The 20,218-nt window shown below is 73.1% G+C and carries 19 protein-coding genes and 1 CRISPR repeat array; of the genes, 12 read left to right on the top strand and 7 right to left on the bottom strand.

Going from position 1 to position 20,218, the window contains the following annotated elements; all coding sequences use genetic code 11:
• Positions 1-4: 4 nt before the first annotated feature.
• Genes casA through cas2e form a run of 7 tightly spaced genes read left to right on the top strand, consistent with a single transcriptional unit; the run spans position 5 to position 6,408 of the window.
• Positions 5-1,720, top strand: a complete 1,716-nt coding sequence (gene casA / locus ACIQF6_RS18785) for a type I-E CRISPR-associated protein Cse1/CasA (RefSeq protein WP_400896214.1) — start codon at positions 5-7, stop codon at positions 1,718-1,720.
• Positions 1,710-2,315, top strand: a complete 606-nt coding sequence (gene casB, locus ACIQF6_RS18780) for a type I-E CRISPR-associated protein Cse2/CasB (RefSeq protein WP_400896212.1) — start codon at positions 1,710-1,712, stop codon at positions 2,313-2,315. The genes casA and casB overlap by 11 nt, the downstream gene beginning before the upstream one ends.
• 50 nt (positions 2,316-2,365) lie before the next feature.
• Positions 2,366-3,505 carry a type I-E CRISPR-associated protein Cas7/Cse4/CasC gene (gene cas7e / locus ACIQF6_RS18775; protein WP_400896210.1) on the top strand — a complete coding sequence of 380 codons (1,140 nt, stop codon included), beginning with the start codon at positions 2,366-2,368 and terminating at the stop codon, positions 3,503-3,505.
• Entirely contained in the window at positions 3,505-4,380 is an 876-nt protein-coding gene (cas5e, locus tag ACIQF6_RS18770; RefSeq protein ID WP_400896207.1) for a type I-E CRISPR-associated protein Cas5/CasD, read from the top strand. The genes cas7e and cas5e overlap by 1 nt, the downstream gene beginning before the upstream one ends.
• 4 nt (positions 4,381-4,384) lie before the next feature.
• Entirely contained in the window at positions 4,385-5,143 is a 759-nt protein-coding gene (cas6e, locus tag ACIQF6_RS18765; RefSeq protein WP_400896205.1) for a type I-E CRISPR-associated protein Cas6/Cse3/CasE, read from the top strand.
• Positions 5,144-5,146: 3 nt separating this feature from the next.
• A complete protein-coding gene (gene cas1e / locus ACIQF6_RS18760; RefSeq protein ID WP_400896203.1) occupies positions 5,147-6,133 on the top strand; it encodes a type I-E CRISPR-associated endonuclease Cas1e in 987 nt (328 codons plus the stop codon).
• A complete protein-coding gene (cas2e, locus tag ACIQF6_RS18755; protein ID WP_400896201.1) occupies positions 6,130-6,408 on the top strand; it encodes a type I-E CRISPR-associated endoribonuclease Cas2e in 279 nt (92 codons plus the stop codon). The genes cas1e and cas2e overlap by 4 nt, the downstream gene beginning before the upstream one ends.
• Positions 6,409-6,426: 18 nt before the next feature.
• Positions 6,427-6,760: direct repeats of the CRISPR family, unit length 29 nt; unit sequence CTCGGCCCCGCGCTCGCGGGGATGGTCCC.
• Positions 6,761-7,111: 351 nt separating this feature from the next.
• Here cas2e and ACIQF6_RS18750 read toward each other — a convergent pair.
• Both ACIQF6_RS18750 and ACIQF6_RS18745 read right to left on the bottom strand, forming a co-directional pair.
• Positions 7,112-10,528: a DUF4132 domain-containing protein gene (locus tag ACIQF6_RS18750; RefSeq protein ID WP_400896199.1), complete on the bottom strand. Its 3,417-nt coding sequence runs from the start codon at positions 10,526-10,528 to the stop codon at positions 7,112-7,114.
• A 104-nt stretch (positions 10,529-10,632) separates the two neighbouring features.
• On the bottom strand, positions 10,633-11,433 hold the full coding sequence (locus ACIQF6_RS18745) for an exodeoxyribonuclease III (protein WP_400896197.1): 801 nt from the start codon (positions 11,431-11,433) through the stop codon (positions 10,633-10,635).
• A 208-nt stretch (positions 11,434-11,641) separates the two neighbouring features.
• On the opposite strand from ACIQF6_RS18745, the gene ACIQF6_RS18740 reads away from it, so the two are divergent.
• The gene (locus ACIQF6_RS18740) at positions 11,642-12,412 is read left to right on the top strand and encodes a GntR family transcriptional regulator (protein ID WP_400896195.1); all 771 of its coding nucleotides are present in this window, start codon (positions 11,642-11,644) and stop codon (positions 12,410-12,412) included.
• 115 nt (positions 12,413-12,527) lie between these two features.
• Positions 12,528-13,193, top strand: a complete 666-nt coding sequence (locus ACIQF6_RS18735) for a hypothetical protein (RefSeq protein WP_400896193.1) — start codon at positions 12,528-12,530, stop codon at positions 13,191-13,193.
• A gap of 113 nt (positions 13,194-13,306) precedes the next feature.
• Here the strand turns inward: ACIQF6_RS18735 and ACIQF6_RS18730 are convergent, their stop codons facing one another.
• Entirely contained in the window at positions 13,307-14,464 is a 1,158-nt protein-coding gene (locus ACIQF6_RS18730; protein ID WP_400896191.1) for an ROK family protein, read from the bottom strand.
• A gap of 307 nt (positions 14,465-14,771) precedes the next feature.
• Here ACIQF6_RS18730 and ACIQF6_RS18725 point away from each other — a divergent pair, with 307 nt between their 5' ends.
• Positions 14,772-15,467, top strand: coding sequence for a class I SAM-dependent methyltransferase (locus tag ACIQF6_RS18725; protein WP_400896189.1), 696 nt, complete (start codon positions 14,772-14,774; stop codon positions 15,465-15,467).
• A 7-nt stretch (positions 15,468-15,474) separates the two neighbouring features.
• On the opposite strand, the gene ACIQF6_RS18720 is transcribed toward ACIQF6_RS18725, so the two are convergent.
• Positions 15,475-16,110 carry a carbohydrate binding domain-containing protein gene (locus tag ACIQF6_RS18720; protein WP_400896187.1) on the bottom strand — a complete coding sequence of 212 codons (636 nt, stop codon included), beginning with the start codon at positions 16,108-16,110 and terminating at the stop codon, positions 15,475-15,477.
• Positions 16,111-16,247: 137 nt separating this feature from the next.
• Here ACIQF6_RS18720 and ACIQF6_RS18715 point away from each other — a divergent pair, with 137 nt between their 5' ends.
• Positions 16,248-16,670 carry a GNAT family N-acetyltransferase gene (locus ACIQF6_RS18715; protein ID WP_400896185.1) on the top strand — a complete coding sequence of 141 codons (423 nt, stop codon included), beginning with the start codon at positions 16,248-16,250 and terminating at the stop codon, positions 16,668-16,670.
• A 260-nt stretch (positions 16,671-16,930) separates the two neighbouring features.
• On the opposite strand, the gene ACIQF6_RS18710 is transcribed toward ACIQF6_RS18715, so the two are convergent.
• Together ACIQF6_RS18710 and ACIQF6_RS18705 are read right to left on the bottom strand one after the other, a co-directional pair.
• A complete protein-coding gene (locus tag ACIQF6_RS18710; protein ID WP_400896182.1) occupies positions 16,931-17,131 on the bottom strand; it encodes a hypothetical protein in 201 nt (66 codons plus the stop codon).
• Positions 17,132-17,216: 85 nt separating this feature from the next.
• On the bottom strand, positions 17,217-18,137 hold the full coding sequence (locus ACIQF6_RS18705; protein WP_400896180.1) for a LysR family transcriptional regulator: 921 nt from the start codon (positions 18,135-18,137) through the stop codon (positions 17,217-17,219).
• Between the two features lie 119 nt (positions 18,138-18,256).
• On the opposite strand from ACIQF6_RS18705, the gene ACIQF6_RS18700 reads away from it, so the two are divergent.
• Positions 18,257-19,162, top strand: a complete 906-nt coding sequence (locus ACIQF6_RS18700) for an aldo/keto reductase (protein WP_400896178.1) — start codon at positions 18,257-18,259, stop codon at positions 19,160-19,162.
• 391 nt (positions 19,163-19,553) lie between these two features.
• Here the strand turns inward: ACIQF6_RS18700 and ACIQF6_RS18695 are convergent, their stop codons facing one another.
• Positions 19,554-20,132 (bottom strand): dihydrofolate reductase family protein, encoded by a 579-nt coding sequence (locus ACIQF6_RS18695; RefSeq protein ID WP_400896176.1) that lies wholly within the window; start codon positions 20,130-20,132, stop codon positions 19,554-19,556.
• Positions 20,133-20,218: the final 86 nt, after the last annotated feature.

The following is a 20,218-nucleotide window of genomic DNA, read 5'->3' as shown; positions in this document are numbered from 1 at the left end:
GCGCGTGCCTGGCTACAACCTTGTCGACGAGCCCTGGCTGACGGCGCGCCCCGTCGGCGGCGGGCCGCCCGCAGAGCTGGGGATCGCCGAGGTGCTGGCACGGGCCCACGAACTCGAAGGCCTTGTGATCGAGTTCCCGACCCAACTTCCGGCAGTCCTGCGCCAGGTCCTGCTGCCCGTCGTCGCTCACGCCACCGGCGCGCCCGGGACGCTCCGCGAGAAGGGTGAGCGGCTCGGGCGGAAGGACGGGTTCACGAAGGGTGAACTGGACGGGATCCAGGCCTACTTCGAGGAGCACCGGGCCGAGTTCGACCTCTTCGACCCGGCTGTCCCGTTCGCACAGGTCGCCGGTCTGCGCACCGCCAAGGGCGAGACGAAGGGCTCCGCCGCGCTGGTGGCCACTGCGGCGAGTGGCAACAACGTCCCGCTGTTCGCCAGCCGGACGGACGCGGACCCGCTCGACCTGACGCCCGCCCAGGCCGCCCACTGGCTCGTACATGCCCACTGCTGGGACACTGCGGCGATCAAGACCGGGGTCGTCGGTGACGACAACGTCAAGGCGGGCAAGACGACCGGAAATCCGACCGGCCCGCTCGGCCAACTCGGCGTCATCGTCCCCGCCGGGCGGACGCTGTACGAGACCCTGCTGCTGAACCTCCCGGTCACGCCGCCCTCCGTCCTCGGCGTCCCGCAGTGGGCGCGGGGCCCGCACGGGCCGGCCTGGACGTCGCGCCCGGCCGCGGGACTGCTCGACCTGTGGACCTGGCAGGCCCGCCGGATCCGGTTGATCCCGCATCAGGACCGGGCCGGCCGGACGAAGGTCGCCCGGGTGGTCATCAGTGCCGGTGACCGGCTCACGCCCCTGCCCGGGCAGGAACCGCACACAGCTTGGACGTTCACCAAGCCCGCGAAGAAGTCCGCCGCCACCACGCCCGAGCGCAGGCCGCGCCGGCACACCCCGGGCAAGGCCGCCTGGAGAGGACTGGACGCGCTCCTCGCACCCACCCAGCAGGACGTCGAGGGCGCGTTCGAGACCAGCACGCTGCTCGACGAGGTCAGCGCCCTACAGGAACTCGGCACACTCGACCCCGACTACCCCCTTCAGATCGAGACCTTCGGCGTGGTCTACGGCACCCAGTCGGCCGTCGTCGAAGACGTCATCCACGACGCCATCCCGCTGCCGCTGCTGGCACTCCGTCAGGACAGCGAGGCCCACCAGTTGGTGCTGGACGTCGCCGAGCAGGCGGAGCGACTGGCCAACGCCGTGAACAACCTGTCGGCGGATCTGCGCCGGGCCGTAGGCGCCGACCCCGTTCCGTGGGACAGGGGCCAGCGCCCAGGGGAGCTTCTCCTGCACGCCCTCGATCCCGTGGTGCGCCGACTGCTCGCGGGTGTCCGTGGCGCCGGTGCCGGCGAGTACGTCATGGACTGGGGCCGCCTCGCATGGGAGCAGGTTGCCCAACGCCACGCGTGGGACGCGGCAACCGCGCTCCTGCTGGCCGCACCCGCCGGTACGGTCGGCGGCCGGACGCTCAGCCAGAGCGGCGGAACGGGAAAGACCAGGACCTACAAGCTCGGCACGGCCTGCGCCAACTTCCTGCGCCAGGTCGACGAGATCCTCCCCAGGCATGCCGACGCCGCGCGGCAGGCGGCCGCCGCCCGGGCAGCCGAGACCGGTTCCCACCCCGACCCCGTCACTGGAGCGGACTTTGACGACTGAGCAGACCACCACGGCCCAACGACGCCGGTACTGGGACAGGTTCACCGCCCCCGACCACACCTGGCGCATCGACCCCCGCACCGGGCAACCCGGCCGACCGCCCGGGGAGGACCTCGCCGCGCTGCGCTCCGGACTCGGATGTCCCGCCATGGACAGCCCCAAGATGTGGCGGCTCTACACCTGCGAGGTCAACGACGCCCTCGCGCTGCGCGACGAGGTCTCCGACGAACAGCAGGCCGAGCACGCCGCCCTCGCGCTCTACGGCCTCCACCAACAGGGCCAGTCGACGCCGATGCACCGGCAGGGCGTCAAACTCGGGGCGGCACTGCGCGCGCTACGCCGCACCGGCAAGTTCAGCGAGGACGCACTCGACACCCGGGTCGCCCAACTCGCGGCCGCCACCAGCGTCTCCGCACTGCTGGTCCACCTGCGCGGGCTGGTCGCCCAACTCCGAACCGTCGGCCAGCCGTTGGACTACAACCACCTGATGGCGGACATCCAGGCCTGGCACCACGCCGACCGGCGCCCCCGGATCCGTCTCAAGTGGGCCGTCGGCTACCAGGCCTGGAAGGACAAGGAACCCGACGGCCGCTGACAGCCCATGCCCCCGCCACAGCCAGCCCTGCCATCCGCGAGGAGAAGCGCGTGACCGACCGCCTCTACATCGACGTCCACATCCTGCAGACCGTCCCACCGGCCAACCTCAACCGCGACGACAACGGCAACCCCAAAGAGGCCCACTTCGGTGGCAAGCGCCGCTCCCGCGTCTCCTCCCAGGCCTGGAAGCGCGCCACCCGCCTCCACTTCACCCAGGGCCGCGACCCGCAGGACTTCGCCACCCGCACCAAGCGGATCGCCGTCCAGCTCGCCAAGGGCATCGTCACACGCACCGGCCTCGGAGGCGAGGACGCCCGGCGGATCGCCGGCGCCCTGATCAAGTCGATGGGGATCTCGGCCGGGAAGAAGGAGGGCGACACCGCCTATCTGCTCTTCTACGGGCACCGCCAGCTGAACGGCATCGTCGACCTGGTCGCCGGGAACGCCGCCGACCTCGCCGCCCTCGACGCGAAGGATCTGGAAGAAGCCGTCAAGGCCCTGCCGGTCAAGGAGCAGTTGCAGAGCGGCCACCCGGCCGATGTCGCGCTCTTCGGTCGCATGGTCGCCGACATTCCCGGCCTGAACGTCGACGCCGCGACGCAGGTCGCCCACGCGATCTCCACCCACGCCACTGAGCTCGAATTCGACTACTACACGGCCGTGGACGACGAGAACACCGCCGACGAGACCGGTGCCGGAATGATCGGCACCATCGGCTTCAACTCCGCCACGCTCTACCGCTACGCCACCGTCGGACTGCACCAGCTGCGGGAGAACCTCGGCGACGACAAGGCCGCCGTCGACGCCGTCGACCTGTTCGTCGACTCCTTCGCCCGCTCCATGCCCACCGGCTACGGCAACTCCTTCGCCCACCGCACCCGCCCGAGCCTGGTGGCCGTCGTCGTCCGCGCCGACCAGCCGGTGAACCTCGTGTCCGCCTACGAGAACCCCGTCCCGGCGAGCCGGGGCATCGTCGCGGAGTCCGCGCGCCGCCTCGCCGTGGAGTTCGCCACCGCCACCGAGCAGTGGGGCGACTGCCCGGTGCACATCGGCATCTGCCACACCGTTGGCGCGGACGCCGACGGGACCGGGCAGCAGCTGGCGGACGCGTTCGGCGCCAACCGCACCTTCGCCGAACTGCGCGACGGCCTGCGGACCGTCCTCGCCGAGCGGATGAACGACAACTGATGCCCGCCGACCCCACCCCCGCGCCGGGCCTGCCCGAGACTCCCGTGCCGGGCCCGCACGAGGAGCAGGCGGTGCTCGTCCTGCGCCTGGCCGGGCCGCTCCAGTCCTGGGGCGATCGCAGTGCGTTCAACCGCCGTGACACCAGGCCCCAGCCGACCAAGTCCGGAGTCGTCGGCCTGCTCGCCGCCGCCGAGGGGCGTCCCCGCGAGGCGGACCTCGCCGACCTGGTCGGTCTCCGCCTCGGCGTGCGCGTCGACCAGCCCGGGACGCTGCTGCGCGACTACCACACCGTCAGCGACTACCGGGGGCGGCCGCTGCCGCAGGCCGGGGTCAACGCGAAGGGCGTCCAGAAGCCGACCTCGCCGGCCAAGGACACCCATGTCACGCACCGTTACTACCTTCAGGACGCGGTGTTCGTCGTCGCCGTCCAGGGCCCGGCCGCCCTCGTCGCGACGCTCGCCGACGCGATCCGCCGCCCCGCCTTTCCGCTTGCGCTCGGCCGCCGGTCCTGCGTCCCCATCCAGCCGATCACCCTCGGTACGGTGCGCGGCGGCACCCTGGAGGACGTCCTGGCTGCCGAGCCCTGGCAGGCGGGCCCGGCAGCCAGGGAGGCCTACCGGCGGCGTGCCGCACGGGGGCCCCGGCCGTACTCCCCGCACCGCATCGACCTGGCCGCCACCTTTGACGACCCGTCGGGCGACGACACCCTCCAGGACGTTCCGCGCTCCTTCGCGCCCCGCGAGCGCGGCTTCACCACCCGCCGGATCCGCCACGCCTGGCTCGACGTCCCCACCGGCCTCGACCCGTCCACCACGACCACGCAGTCGCCTCCGGCGGCCGGCGGCCACGACCCGTTCGCCCTGCTGGGCTGGTGACTTGATGACCTACCTGTCCCGCGTCCGCGTCAACCCGCTGCGCGCCGCCAGCCGCACCCTGCTCGCGAATCCCCGTGCCCTGCACGGCGCCGTCCTGGCCGGAGTCCCCGACACCGCCCCCGGCGACCGGATCCTGTGGCGGCTGGACGCCGACCACCCGCGCCGCCCGGTCCTGCTGGTCCTGACGCCGTCCAAGCCGGACTGGACCCACCTCGTCGAACAGGCAGGATGGCCGGACGCCGAAGGCGAGCACTACGCCGTCCGCGACTACCGTCCGCTGCTCGACCGGCTGGCCGTCGGCCGCGAGTTCGCCTTCCGGCTCAAGGCGAGCCCCGTCCAGAACACCTCCAAACCCGACAAGCCCGGCGCCCACCAGACCAAGACCGCCGCCGAACTGCACCACCGCTCCTACCGGATGCCCCACCGCACCGCCGGCCAGCAACTCGGCTGGTTCCTGGACCGCACGAGCCGATGGGGCTTCACGATTCCCGCAGCACACACCGACGAGCCGGCACCGGGCCTCGAACCGCCGGTCGGAGCGCCGCAGGCCGGGGACGTCCGGATCACCGACCGCAGCCGCGCCACCTTCACCAAACCCGGCACCCGCACCCCCGTCACCCTCACCACCGCCACCTTCGAAGGCCGTCTGCGCATCGCCGACCCCGGGCTCCTGAAGGCGGCCCTCCTCGGCGGCATCGGCCCGTCCAAGGCCTACGGCTGCGGCCTGCTCACCCTCGCCCCACTGCCCGCCGGAGCGCGCTGACCGATGGCCGACATCTGGTGGAAGGCCCACCCCCACGACCTGCACCGCCTCGCCGACCGGGTCTCCAGCGTCTACGTCGAACGCAGCCACATCGACCGCGACGAGAATGCCGTCGTGGTGATCAACGGACGCGAGACCGTCCGCGTCCCCGCCGCGATGGTCGCCGTCATGCTCCTGGGCCCCGGCACCCGCATCACCCACGGCGCGATCAACCTCCTCGCCGACTCCGGCACCACCGTGTGCTGGGTCGGCGAGCAGGGCGTCCGCATGTACGCCGCCGGCCTCGGCCCCAGCCGTGCTGCGGGCCTCCTCAACCGGCAGGCGTGGCTGGTGAGTCGGACCAAGGAACGCCTGGCCGTCGCCCGGAACATGTACCGGATGCGGTTCCCCGGCGAGGACGTCTCCACCGCCACCATGCAGCAGCTGCGCGGCCGTGAGGGCGCTCGCATCCGCAAGCTCTACCAGTCCGAAGCCCGTCGAACCGGAGTCACGTGGAACGGCCGGGTCTACAAGGCCGGCGACGCACACGCCGCGGGCGACGACCTCAACCGGCTCCTGCCGGCGGCCAACGCGGCGCTCTACGGCATCTGCCACGCCGTCATCACCGGGCTGGGCGCCAGCCCCGGGCTCGGCTTCGTCCACACCGGCCTGGCGACGTCGTTCGTTCTCGACATCGCCGACCTCTACAAGGCCGAATACACCATCCCGCTCGCTTTCGACCTCGTGAAGGACGGCCACACCGAGGAGCGCGACGCCCGTCTCGGCCTGCGGGACCGCATCGCCGGAGACCGACTGCTCGGCCGGATCGTCAACGACGTCAAGACCCTCCTCAGCCCGGACGGCACCGAGATGCCCGACGCCGAGGCCAACGAACTCTGGGACGAACGCGTCGGCACCGTCCAGGGCGGCGTCAACTGGTCGGGCGGCACGGCCGACGACCACTTGGCCGTCATCGGCCCGGAGTTCACCCAGGACGCGGGCAGCCCATGACCGTCATCATCCTCATCGCCGCCCCCGAGGGCCTCCGCGGCCACCTCACCCGCTGGATGGTAGAAGTCAACGCCGGCGTCTTCGTCGGCACCCCGAGCCGCCGCATCCGCGACCGCCTCTGGGACCTCCTCGCCACCCGCATCGCCGACGGCCAAGCCGTCCTCGTCGAACCCGCTACCAACGAACAGGGCTGGACCGTCCGTACCGCCGGCAAGGACCGCTGGAAGCCAACCGACTTCGACGGACTGATCCTCTCGGCCCGCCCCCACCGATAACACCGCAGCTCACAAAGCCTCGGCCCCGCGCTCGCGGGGATGGTCCCTCCTACACCCGGGCCTTGCTGTGGCCCGGGTCCTCGGCCCCGCGCTCGCGGGGATGGTCCCACGCCGCTCACGGTTACGGCGCTCACCGCCGACTCGGCCCCGCGCTCGCGGGGATGGTCCCGCGTTGCCGTTGGGCACGTCCGCCACGATTCGCTCGGCCCCGCGCTCGCGGGGATGGTCCCGGGGTCGAGGTGGTTCTGCACGGTGCGTCGGGCTCGGCCCCGCGCTCGCGGGGATGGTCCCCAGGAAACACCGGTGAGGCAGGAAGCGGTACGCTCGGCCCCGCGCTCGGGCCGTACCGCAGGTACCAGCGCGGCGGCATGGTGCGGGCCCAGTGGGACGAGGTTGCGCAGGGTGTCCGCGGGGGCGAGCGTGATGGCGGCCGGACCGGCGGTGTAGTCGATCATGTGGTCCGCCTCTTGTCGGCGTACGGCGTACGGCGTACGGCGTACGGCCTGCGAGAACTGGCCGTGGCGATCATCTCGGCCCGGGCGTGCTTGGCGAGTTGTGTCACGACGCCGCCCCCGCACCGTTGATCAGCACCCGCTGATCGGCAGTCACCTTTCCGTGTTCGGACACCGCCTGCCAGGCCGCCAGGCCGGGGTAGCCGCCGTCGAGCCTCCCTCTCGGCGGGGGCCGAGAGGGAGGCGGGGTGTCACAGCGTGGTGAGTTCGGTGAGGTCGGCGATCACGTCGGAGGCGATCACCGGGTCGAGCTCGGCGAAGGTGGGGAAGGTGTGGTTGTGGGTCCAGTAGTTGCCGGGGCGCCGGTCGAGCCACACCGTTTCCAGCCGCTGCTCGGGGTACGAGTCGAACATGCCGACGGCGATGCCCTCCTCGGGGGCGATCACCACGTAGAGGTCGGGCCCGACCTGGCGGGACAGCCAGCACTCGATGCCGTTGTCCTGGGGCTCGCCGCGCCGCCAGCCGCGCCGTTCCAGGCCGACCAGCCGGGCGGTGGGCAGCACCGGACCGTTCTCGAAGCGGGTCAGGCGGTGGCCGGCACGCTCCTCGTCGGTCAGCGCGTGCACCGGACGGGCGAGCTGACGGAACGGCTGCAGGATCTCGTAGTCGGCGAACAGCTCCGCCCAGTCGGCGAGATCGTCGCCGAGCAGGAGCGGGTGCGCCAGCCGGACGGAGGCCGTGGCCGGCAGCGCGAACGCCTCGTCCCGGACGTCCGCCAGGGTGCGGTCCTCGGCGACGCGGAACGCCGTCACCGTGCCGCCCGTCCCGGACAGCCACACCAGGCGGCGCACCAGGTGCCACAGCAGCGGATGCCCGACGAAGAGCTGGTCGAACTCCTGCGCCGTCCACGAGCGTTGGGCGACCATCGCCTGCTCCAGCCGGCGGATCTGGTCTCCTGCCACCGCGCGGACGTCCTTCTTGAGCGCGGCGAAGCGCTTGCGCCCGGCGGGCGCGAGCTCGGCGTCGTCCCGCGCCCCCGGGGCGGGCAGGTCCTTGCGGCGGGCGCCGGCCGCGTCCAACACGTACGGCTTGAGCTGCTCGTCGAAGCCGACCGTGAACGTCCGGGTGCCGTAGTCGACGACGGTGGTCCCGTCGGCGTCCAGCCCGAAGTCCGGGACCAGACGGTCGGACAGCTGCTCCCCGGTCAGGCCGAGACCGGCCGCCACCTCGGAGATCTTCTCCTGGGCCCGGGTCTTGAGCGCCTTGAACTTCACCCGCTGGGCGATGCCGTGCAGGTGCAGCAGGGCCAGGTCGGTGCCGATGGCGGCCAGCACCTCCAGGCCGTCCACCGCCCGGTGGTGCGCCCGCTCGCCCGGCCAGGCGCGGAGCACCGGCGTCAGCCGGCGGACCGTCTCGTCGTCACCGAACCGGCCGAGCACGTGCAGCGCCCAGCCGTCCTGGACGGGCATGCCGACCAGCCGCCACCGCTCGAACAACGCCCAGCAGAACTCCGCCACCGACTGCGGCTCGCACAGCCGGTCCACCTCGTCGAGGCCGGGGTAGAAGGCCCCCGGCGCGGACACCGCGAGCATGGTGAGCACGTGCCGCACCGCCTCGGCGGGCAGGGCGCCCTCGCCGCCGCGCAGCAGCAGCTGCGGCAGCGCCACCGGCTCCGCCCAGTCGCTGGGCGGGGGCAGCTTCGCCGGGAGCGCGGTCACCAGCGGGTCGGCCGACAGCAGCGTGCCCACGGCCTGCTCCGCCTTCGGCCCGTACGCACCGGCCGCCGCGCGCACCGCCGCCTCGCCGTGCGCCTCGGCGATCACCCGCAGGGCCTGCTCGGCGCTGTGCCGGGCCGGCCCGGCCTTCCCGAGCGCGGCGGGCACCAGCAACCGGGCCGCGTCCACGCCGTGCCGGACGAACCAGGAACGCGCGGTGTCCCCGGCCGACTTGAGGCGCACCAGCCAGTCCGCCATGGTCCCGGCGACCCGGATGTCCAGGTACGGAAGCAGCAGGGGTGCGCGGGTGGTCGGGTTCGCCGTCGCCGCGGCCAGGATCGGTTCGAGGGCGTCCGTCCCGAAGCGGGCGGCGATGCAGCGCAGGGAGTCCCCGGAGGTGTACCCGAGGCGCTCACCGGCGCGCCAGTGCGCGAGCAGGGGCCGGACCAACTCCTCGTCGCCGTGCATGAACAGCGCGACCTCGGCGTACTGTTCGCCGCGCTGCCGGGTGTCCTCGGGCTGCCCGGCCCTGGCCCGGATCGTGGCCGCGACCCGCCGCCACTGGTCGTCCGACCAGTCCGCGTACCAGGGCTCTGGGTGCTCCGCCCAGGCCTCGCGCTCACCCGGCAGCCAGCGCAGCTGCGGTTCCTGCGGCGCGCCGAGGCCGGTCAGCACGCGGGGCTTGCCGGCGGTGCGCGGCCGCGTCCACGGCGGGCTGGTGAACAGCTCCGGCAGCGAGTCGAGGCCGACCTCCGGCACCCGCTCGCCGAGGTCGGTGAGCTGCTCGACCAGGGCCGCCTGCTCCGGCGTCAGCTCCGGCAGCAGTTCGAGCGCGGCCGCGCGGTGGACGGCGACATGGCCGGTGAGGAGCTGCCGGGCGAGCTGCTGCGCGGCCGGGTCGGTGGAGGACACCGCGGCCTCGGCGAGCAGGCGCAGGGCCCGCCGGGGGAAGCGGCGGAGACCGGCCAGGAGGGCGGCGCGGGTGGAATTGATGCCGTCCTGCTGGATCAGCAGCCCGCGGAAGCCCTCGTCGGAGGGGAGCTCGGCGAGCGCCTCCAGGATCCTCCTCCTGCTGTCCTTGTTGTGGTAGTTGGTGACCAGATCGTGCAGCATCACCGGTGCTGCGTCGCCGCCGAGGCTCTCCGCCACGGTCGCGATGATCTCGGTGGACCATACGTTGTAGGCCAGGCTCGGAAGCGGCAGGAGCTTCTCCAGCGGTTCCGCCGAGGAGAGCGAGCACAGCACCATCGACCACTCGGCGGCGGCCAATCGGGAGCCCGACGCGAGGCACTCCTCGACCCAGGCGGTCTCGGACGGCACCAGGTACGCGGCCACGACCAGGCGGGACAGGTCGTTCCGGCAGCCCGCAAGGGCCTCGACCGCCGCGCGATGGGTCTCCTCGTCGCAGTCCGCCAGCAGCGACCGGACCCGGTCCGCGGCGGGACGGTACGCGCCGTGCCTCGGGCCGGCCGCGCGCCGGACGCGGGGGTGGACGGACATCTGGCGGACCCAGTCGGTCTCGACCGCCATCGGGAACAGCTCGACGGTGGCCCTGGCCGCGAACGGCAGGCCGAACTCCGCCACCCAGGCGTCCACGGCCGTCCGTAGCCCGTCGCCGCCGAGATACGAGAACGCGGCGGCGATCACCGCCGCACCGAGCGGGTCCCGGCTGCCGGACCGGTGGGCGCGGGCGGCCGCGACCAGCTCCGGGTCACTGTGCTCCGAGGTGAGCGCCTGCTCCAGCCAGTCCCCCCGCTGCCGCAGCCCCTCGCGGTACGAGGTCACCGGGTTCGTCCCCGGCGCGGACGGCTTCCGGGGGATGCCGCCCCGGCGCGGTATCAGGGCCCGCCGCCAGGCGTTCGGCATGACGAAGACGTCCTCGTCCTCGGGGCCGGCGGCCCCGGCCACCCCGAACCCGTCCGAGCCGCCGTCGCCGAACTCCCGGTGCCGCACAGTTCCACCCCTGTCCTCGAAATGATGATCAGGGTGCGAACATTAGCGAGCCCCACCGACAAGCCCCCGGACCGACCGACTGGCTCCCCGGAGGTCCGGGCTGCTCAGGGCAGGTCGTAGACGGCCGTCACCGGCGCGTGGTCCGACCAGCGCTCCCCGTGGGTCGCGGCGCGTTCGATGCGGGCGTCCGTGCAGCGGGCCGCGAGGGCGGGGGTGGCCATCTGGTAGTCGATGCGCCAGCCGGCGTCGTTGTCGAAGGCGCGGCCGCGGTAGGACCACCAGGAGTAGGGGCCGTCCTGGTCGGGGTGGTGGCGGCGGAGGACGTCGACGTAGCCGTGGTCGTCGAGGACGCGGGAGAGCCAGGCGCGTTCCTCGGGGAGGAAGCCGGCCTTCTTCTGGTTGGCCTTCCAGTTGCGGAGGTCGGCCTCGCGGTGGGCGATGTTCCAGTCGCCGCAGACCAGGACCTCGCGGCCCTCGGCGGCGGCGCGGGTGCGGAGGGCGCCGAGGTGGACCAGGAACTCGGCCATGAAGCGTTCCTTCTCGTCCTGCCGCTCGGTGCCGACCTCGCCGGAGGGGAGGTACAGGGAGGCGACGGTCAGGCCCGGGAGGTCGAGCTCGGCGTAGCGGCCGGAGGTGTCGAACTCGGCGGAGCCGAAGCCGATGCGAGTGGCGTCCGGCTCCCGGCGGGAGAGGACGGCGACTCCGGCGCGGCCCTTCGCCGCGGCCGGTGCCCAGACCGCGTGCCAGCCGTCGAGCCGGGCCAGCACCTCGCCGAACTGCTCGGCCTCGGCGCGGACCTCCTGTAGGCAGACGACGTCGGACTTGGTGTCGTCGATCCACTCCAGGAAGCCCTTCTTGGCGGCTGCCCGGATGCCGTTGACGTTGACGGTGGAAACACTCTTCACCCAGTGAGGGTACCGGGTCGCGGTTACACACCGTTTCGGACAGTCCGACAGGAACCCTTCCCATTGGTCTTGACCATGTCCACGGGCACCCCCTACTGTCACTTACTGCAAAGACCTTTAATAAAGAAGGACGGATAAAGCCCGCCCTCCCCACCTGCCGAAACCGGGGAGCCGTGGCGGGCCGCCGCCCTTCAGGGTGGAGGACACGGTGGGGCAAGGAACGCTCACGGCGGTTGCGGAGCCGAAGTACTGGCACCTGCGCACAGTGCTGCTGCGCACCATGGACGCCGAGTTCTCCACCGGTCAGGTGCTGCCCAACGAGCGTGAGCTCTCGGCGCGCTTCGGTGTGGCCCGCGCCACCCTGCGGCAGGCGCTCGACCAGCTGGAGCTGGAGGGCCGCCTGGTCCGCCGCCGCGGCATCGGCACCCTGGTCGCCGCCCCGCGCGTCGGCGTCCCGGTCGGCGACCGCGAGGCCGGTCGGGTCGGAGCCGCCCGCGGGCAGGAGTGGAAGGTCGTCGACTGCACCACCGTCGCCGCCTCCGCCGCGCTGGCCCACACCCTCGGCGTCGCCGAGGGCGAGCAGGTGCACACCGTGCGCCGGCTGCGGATCGTGCAGGGCGTGACGGTCGCCGTCGAATCGCTGCACGTCCCGGCCGCCGGCCTGCCGCACCTGGCCGTGGTGGTGGACGAGAGCGACCACGCCCGCGGCGTGCTGCGCCAGCTGGAGCGGCTCGGCGCCGACGGCGAGTCCCGCTCGGTCGAGCTGGGTGTGGCGGAGTCCGCCGAGGCCGGCCTGCTGGAGCGCCCCCCGGGCACCCCGGTGCTGGTGGTCACCACCCAGTACGCCGCGGCGGGCCGGTTGGCGGCCGTCGGCGTCGCCACCTACCGCGCCGACACCTGCAAGCTCACCTTCGGCGAGTCCGGCGCGGCCGTCCAGGTCGCCACCGGCACCCCCGTCGCGGCCACCGCCGCGTCCTGAACCGAGCCGCCACAGGCGGGAACAGCCCGTCGGGAGACTTCCTGACGGGCTGTCGGCGCTGTCCCGTACGCTGCTGCGCACTGACCGCAGAACGGTGAACAGGGGTGGCGCGGCGATGAGTTCGACCCGTCGGAGCGAGGACCCGAGGGGCAACCGGAGGGACCACGGCAGCGCGCTGATCGAGCGGGTGATCGCCGCCGTGGCCGTCGACCCGTCGCGGCCGGTGCTCGACCACAACCCGTTCGCCGGGCCGTGGGTGGAGGGCGAGCCGCAGCCGCGCAGCGTCGACGCGTTCCCGGGCGGACACCCGCTGCCGCCGAGCCTGCGGGCCTGGCTGGCGTACGACGGCGGCATGTTGGCGCGGCACGGCTGGTTCGACGAGGACGGCCGACTCGCGCCGCGCACGCTCGGCGAGCTCGCCGCGGCCGAGTTCGGCGAGCCGTGGGGCTCGTGCTTCGAACCGTTCTCGGAGCGCTTCGGCGACTGCTTCCTGCTGCCCGGCGGCTCCGACTCGCGCCGCATCCTCGCGCTGGGGCCGAACGGCGAGCGCGACGAGCTCGGCGAGTACCCGGTGTTCGCGCTGGACGTCGACGACCTGCCGTGCGCCATGCTGATGTACCCGGGCTTCGACGCGTACCTCGCCGATACGGCCGGGATCCTGGGCCGCGCCGCGGGCGGGGGCTACGACGCGCTCAAGAACGACCGCCGCTACGCGCACCGGATGCGCACCCACGCCCGCGACCGGCTTGCCGGCGCCTACGAACTGATCTGCCTGCCCTGACGAGGCCGAGCAGGCAGACCGGGCCCCGTCTGCCGCAACGGTCGGCAGGCCGGGCCCCGCCTGCCGCAACGGCCGGCAGACCGGGCCCGGCCCCGTCTGCTGCGACGAAGCCCCTACCGCCCGGCCGTCGGCGGGTCCACCGCGAACAGCTGCTCCTCGACGTGGTCGAGGGCGATCCGCAGCGCGCCCATCGCGACGACCTCGGAGCCGAGTGCGGCGAGTGCCACCTCGGGCGCGCGCAGCGTGTAGCGGGCCAGCTGTTCGCGCAGCGGTTCCAGGACGCCGTCCAGGCCGGCCGCCCAGCCGCCGACCACGACGAGTTCGGGGTCGAGGGCGAGGACGAGCGCGGTGACGTCGTGGACGAGGCGACTGAGGAAGCGGTCCATGGCGACCTGGGCGACCTGGTCGCCCTCCCGGGCGAGTCGCAGGACCCGGGCCACCGCGGCCTCGTCCAGTGGGTCGAGGGGCTGGCCGGTGGTGGAGAGCAGGCGTTCGGGGGTGGCCTGGCGGCCGAGCAGGTGGAGGGCGCCGATCTCGCCGGCCGCGCCGCCGAAGCCGCGGTGCAGCCGGCCGCCGATCAGCGAGCCGGCACCGGGGCTGAGGCCGGCCATCACGAACACCACGTCGCCCTTGCCGACGGCGGCGCCCTTCCAATGTTCCGCAATGGCGGCGAGGTTGGCGTCGTTCTCGATCACCACCGGGCAGCGGAAGGAGCGGCGCAGCCGGGCGCCGAGGTCGAGGCCGGTCCAGCCGGGCATCGCGGTGCCGAGCCGGACGACGCCTTCGCGGTCGACGATGCCGGGGGTGCCGACGACGACCTCCCACAGGCTGTCGCGGGAGACGCCGGCCTTGCGCAGCACTTCGGCGACGGTGGTGCGGAGTTGGGTGAGCCGCTCCTCGGCCTCCATCGTCTCGTCGAGGGGCTTGGCGTAGCTGGTGACCACCTCGCCGGCCAGGTCGGCGAGGACCACCCGCAGGTCGTGGACGCCGATTTCGATGCCGAGGACGTGTCCGGCCTCGGCGCGGAACCGGAACCACCGGGCCGGGCGGCCGCGTTGACGGCCGGACTCCTGGACGTGTTCCACTTCGGCGACCAGCCCGGACTCCAGCAGTCCTTCGATGACGCCCTCGACGGTGGGTCTGGACAGGCCGGTGTCGCCCACGAGTTGGGTGAGGGTGACGGCCTGTCCGTCACGCAACGACCGCAGGGTGACCGCCGCGTTGATCCGCCGCAGCAGTGAGGAGTCCCCACCGGTAAGACGATCCGCCAAGTCGCTGCCCTTCCGCTTCGCGCGACTGCCCTGCGCGCGTGCCGTGAAATGCGGGTTGCGGCGCGTCGGCGTGTGGTGCCGGGCGCGCGCCCCCGCGCGAGCCGCCGCCCGTGGCCTGGCACTACCGTGTGCCGTGAACCGGGGCGTCTGCCCGGATCGTACTCGGGCGTCCTTCGCGGAGCGAGCGTTTCCGCAGCTCATCCCGGCTTCGGTATCGAAACGGTACGTGCGGTGTGAGCACCCGGTGCCCGTCGGGCGGTACGGCGGCGGTGCGGTGGCGGTGATCACTGGCCCTAGGCTGTGCGCCATGGGGAACGACACCGCCGTGAGGGCGGGTACTGCGGACCGTCAGACCGGGTCCGTCGATGCGGAGTTCGTGCGCGCCCACACCCGGCCCGGGCCGGTGCCGTTCGTGCCCGAGGTGCGGTTGCACATGGCGCAGGACGCGATCGCGCTGTGGGAGGTCACCGAGCGGGAGCGCGGCGAGATCGGCCTGCCGCCGCCGTTCTGGGCGTTCCCGTGGGCGGGCGGTGTCGCGGTGGCCCGGCACGTGCTGGACCGGCCCGAACTGGTGGCGGGGCGCAGCGTGCTGGACCTGGCGGCGGGCTCCGGCCTGGTCGGGATCGCGGCGGCGCTGAGCGGCGCGTCGCGGGTGCGGGCGGCGGAGATCGACGCGTACGCGGTGGCGGCGATCGCGGTGAACGCGGACGTCAACGGCGTGTCGGTGACGGCGGAGCTGGCGGACGTGCTGGACGGTGACGGCGGCGGCTGCCAGGTGGTGCTGGCCGGCGACGTGTTCTACGAGCGGGCGATGGCGGCACGCTTCCTGCCGTTCCTGGAGCGCGCCGCCGCTCGGGGCGCCACCGTGGTGGTCGGCGACCCGGGCCGCGCCTACCTGCCGCGCGAGCGTTTCACCGCGCTGGCCGAGTACGTCGTCCCGGTTGCCGCCGACCTGGAGGACGCGGCGGTGAAGACCACCACGGTGTGGGCGCTGCGTGCCTGACGTACCGTCAGGTCTCGGTCGGGGCGGGGGTCCAGCTGGGCCTCGGGGTCGGCGTCAGGTAGCAGGGGTCGGCCGACGGCGGCTGGGTGTTGTCGAGCGGGATCGGGCTGCAGGTGGCCTGCGGCTGCCCAGGGCCCCACAGCTCGAAGGCGCTGATCCGGTACGGCCCTTGCTGGTACCAGCCGTGGAAGTACACCGTCAGCGTGCGGGTGTTCGGACCGGTGGTGACCGTCCCGTTCAGCGTGTTCCAGTCGGTCTCGTTCGACCAGAGGGCGACGTCCGCCGTCCCGGAGCCGGTGACGCCCGCGAACACGTACGGCCCCTTGACGCGGGCGCTGAGCCGGTAGGTGGAGTTCGGCTCGACGGTGACGGTCTGGGTGCAGCCCGCGAAACTGACGTCGGTCGGGTAGCCGGCCAACTCGCCGAACGCGTCCGACGGCGGCAGGACCAGGCCGCTCTCGCAGTTCCAGGCCACCATCCGGTTGCCCTGGTTGAAGTGGCCGTTGTCGACCACGTCGACGGTCGGCAGCGCCGCCGCCGCAGGAGAGCCGAGAGCCGCCGCAGCGAGGGCGAGCACGCCGGCCGCGAGGCCGATCGGCAGGCCGTCGAGGCGGTGACGGTGGGGGGTTCTGGGTGCACGCATGCCATCTCCGGGGGAGTCGGGACGGGAAGCGGTGCGAGGGAGTGGCCCACACCCTGCTGGGGCGGGGGTCGTGCCGTCAAGGGCGGGGCCGTAAATGGTTGGTGCCGAGGGCGTTCCCGCTGATAGACAACGGGCGCATGAACGAATACGAACTCCGGGCCGCGGTACCCGACGACATCGACGCGGTGCTGGCGTTCTGGGCGCAGTCCGCCGAGGGCACCAGCATCAGCGACGACCGGGCGGGCGTGGCACGGCTGTTGGACCGCGACCCGCACGCGCTGATCCTCGCCGAGCGGGACGGCGCGATCCTGGGCACCGTGATAGCCGGCTGGGACGGCTGGCGCTGCCACCTGTACCGGCTCGCCGTCCACCCGTCGGCGCGCCGCCGGGGCATCGGCGGCGCACTGCTCGCCGCCGCGCACGCCCGCTTCGAGGAGCTCGGCGGGCGCCGGGCCGACGCGATGGTGCTGGAGAACAACGAACTCGGGCAGTCGGCCTGGCATGCGGCCGGGTACGGGCGCGAGGACAGTTGGCGCCGCTGGACCCGGCCGTTGACCTGATCAATCGTCAATATGGCAGATATTGACGGGTTTTGAGGTCGGCGGGTGGCGTAGTCGACGAGGCGCCTGCCGAGCCGGGTGGTGGACGCATGGCCGATCGCGCCGCTCCGCTCCAATCGGCTGGGCGGCGCCGCCCGAGTGGTGCCACCGCCGACACCGCGTTCAGGCCGAACAGCGCCTGGTCCACCGCGTCCCTCGTGGCCCCGCGCTCGGAAGTGATCACGGCACCCGATCGGCCCGGCGCATCCACGCCAGGTGCGCTACTGGCCGATCAGGTGGGCGAAGTCGTAGCCCAGTCCGCCGAGCATCGGCAGTGCGCCCAGGTCGGTGATGGCGCCGACCGGGACGCTGTAGCCCTGGTTGACGGTCGGCGTCGGGGCGGGGGCCGGGGTGTCGGTGGCGGCGGCGGTCGGGGTGGCCGCGAGGAGGAGGGCGGCGAGGGTGGTGAGGGCGGTGCGCATGGTGAGGTCCTCCGGGGCGTGACGGGCTGACGGACGTTCAACGGGCGGGCGGGGCCGGTGGTGACGGAGTGCCGCCCGTTCGGCGTCAGCGGGGGAGGGCGCGGGCCTCGGCGGTGAGCCGGGCGGCCAGGTCCTCGGCGAGGCGGGCCCGCTCGCCGCGGCGGCGGCGGGAGAGGGCGAGGCCGAGGTGGCGGCGCGGGGCGGGTTCGGCCAGCGGGACGGAGACCAGCTCGGGGTGGTCGGCGAGCCCGATCTGCGGGATCAGGGCGATGCCGACTCCCGACCGGACCAGGGACTGGGCGAACTCGTAGTCCGTCGCGGTGCAGGAGATCCGCAGGTCCACCCCGGCCAGCGCGGCGAACCGGGCCAGCTGCCCCGCAGACTTGCGGCAGCCCAGGATCCAGCGCTGATCGGCGAGTTCGGCCAGGTGCAGGGCCGCCGGACGGGCGTCCCGCGCGAGCGGGTGGCGGCGGGGGAGGACCACCCGCAGCGGGTCCTCGGCGAGTGGCGTCCAGTCCAGGCCGGACCGGTCGCCGGTGCGGGCCGGCGGCGGGCCGTCCAGGTGGTAGGCCAGCGCGAGATCGGCGCGGCCCTCGCGGACGGCGGGCAGGCTGTCCTCCGGCTCGGCCTCCAGGATGGTCAGCTCCACCTCCGGATGATCGGTGACGAACCCGGCCAACGCGCCCGGCAGCAGCCGCCGCCCGCCACTGGCGAAGGTCGCCACGGTGAACGCCGTGCGGGCGGCCGTCAGCCGGGTGATCCGCTGCTCGGTGTCGGCGAGTTCGGCCGCGATCGAGTCCGCCGCCTCGACCAGCACCCGCCCGGTCTCCGTCAACGTCACACCCCGGGTGGACCGTTCGACCACGGGCGCGCCCAGGCTGCGCTCCAGCGCGGCGACCTGCTGGGAGACCGCCGAGGCCGTGCAGTGCAGTGCCGCGGCGGCCTGGTTGAAGCTGCCCCGGCGGGCCACCTCGCGCAGGACGGCCAGCCGTTGAACGTCGATCAACAGTTCTCCTTGATACAGAGCATTCAGGTCGACACTACCGCTGATGTCCGGAGCCCGGCAGGCTGCTCACCGAGAACGATCAACAGCGGTCCACGGACCGGAGAGGAACCGGGACAGACGTGAACGAGCAGCGCAGCCCCCGCACCGTCGGAGGCGTCCCCGTCGGCGCGATCGGACTCGGCGCGATGCCGCTGTCCGTCGAGGGCCGCCCCGACGAGACGCAGGCGATCGCCACCCTGCACGCCGCCCTCGACGCCGGCGTGCGGCTGATCGACACCGCCGACAGCTACCACTGGCACGCCGACGAAGTCGGCCACAACGAACGGCTGATCGCCCGCGCCCTGGCGACGTACGGCGGCGGCACGGACCACGTGCTGGTGGCGAGCAAGGGCGGCCGGGGCCGGCCCGGCGACGGCTCGTGGACGGTCAACGGCGACCCGCGCCACCTGCGCCGCGCCGCAGAGGCCTCGGCGGCCCGCCTCGGCGTCGAGGCGATCGGCCTCTACCAGTTGCACAAGCCCGACCCCGACGTGCCGTTCGCCGACTCGGTCGGAGCGCTGCGCGACCTCGCCGACGCGGGCACGATCCGGGCGGCCGGCCTCTCCAACGTGGACTGCGCGCAGATCCTCGCCGCCCGCGAGATCCTCGGCGACCTGCTGGTCTCGGTGCAGAACCGCTTCTCACCCGCCCACCAGGACACCCGCGACACCCTCGACCTGTGCGGTGACCTCGGCCTGGCCTTCCTCCCCTGGAGCCCGCTCGGCGGCATCTCCCGCAGCGCCGTCGACGACCCGGACGCCCCCACCCCACCGACCGCCACGCCCTTCCACACGCTGGCCGCAGCACACGGAGTCAGCGCCCAACAGATCTGCCTCGCCTGGCACTTGGCGCATTCCCCGACCGCCGTCCCGATCCCCGGCGCCCGCCGCCCCGCCTCCATCCGCGACTCCGCCGCCGCAGCGGACCTCGTCCTCACCCCGGCCGAACTCGCCACCCTCCCTGGTGAAATGACTGTCCGTCAATGACCGTTTTTCGCAAGCCACTTCAGCGTCTCGACCAACTCCGCACCGAAGTCCTCGCAGCGCGCGACCAGGCCCTGACCGGCCGGCGTGTCGAGCAGGCCCTCGATGGCGGTGAGGGTGCGGAGCGCAGCGTGGCAGGCGAGTTCGACGGCGAGGTTGCGGGAGGCGAGGTAGCCCAGGCCACGGGACCGGACGGGCCTGGGCAGGGCGGCGAGGTACCGGCGGTGGGCGTCCTGCGACGGGTGATCGTAGAACGAACCCTCGACGCACTGGTCGATGTAGTGGGCCGGCTCGCGCGGACAGCCGACGACGAACTCGATCCCGTCCGGGTCCGGGTCCGGGGCCGCCGGGCCCCGCGACGCCGGTGGCGAGTGTCGGCCTGCGCTATGCAGGGCTACTCGGCCGGGAGGTAGGTGGTGACGGTGCCGCCGTTGCTGAATGTCAGCGTCTCGACCGGGGTGAACGGGCGCGGTCGGAACTCGCCGGCGAAGGCGGGGAGGCCGGCGCCGGCCACCACGGGGTAGCGCTTCCAGATCAGTTCGTCGATCTCCGGGAGCAGCTCGCCCGCGAGTCGGGCGCCGCCGCACAGCCAGATGTCGCCGTCGCCGGGCTGTTGCTTCAACTCCCGTACCAGGCCCAGCGGGTCGGCGCGGACCACGGTGACCGCCGGGTCGGTGGGCTCGGGGAGGGTGGAGGAGATCACGTACTGCTTGAGGTGGGCGTACGGGCTGGTGACGCCGATGTCCAGGCCGGGGCGGTAGGTGCCGAGGCCCATCAGTATGGTGTCGAAGCGCTTGTTGGGCACCCCGTCGAGGCCGATGTGGGGCCGGACATGGCTCGGCATCGTCTCGGGGAACTCGAACCGGAGGTACTCCACCATGTCGTCCGGCTGGGGGTAGAAGTCGAACTCGCCGGACGGGCCGGCAATGAAACCGTCGATGGAGACGGCGACGTAGTACACGAGCTTTCGCATCCAGAGCCTCTCGAAGAAGCAAGTACCACTCTGTCTGTAGTACTCTGCTTGGAGTGGTAGGACCGTAGCACTACGAGTGGAGTGGT

It is taken from the genome of Kitasatospora sp. NPDC092948 (genome assembly GCF_044754805.1).
Classification (GTDB): Bacteria; Actinomycetota; Actinomycetes; order Streptomycetales; family Streptomycetaceae; genus Kitasatospora.
This window is presented reverse-complemented; position numbering and strand designations above follow the sequence as displayed.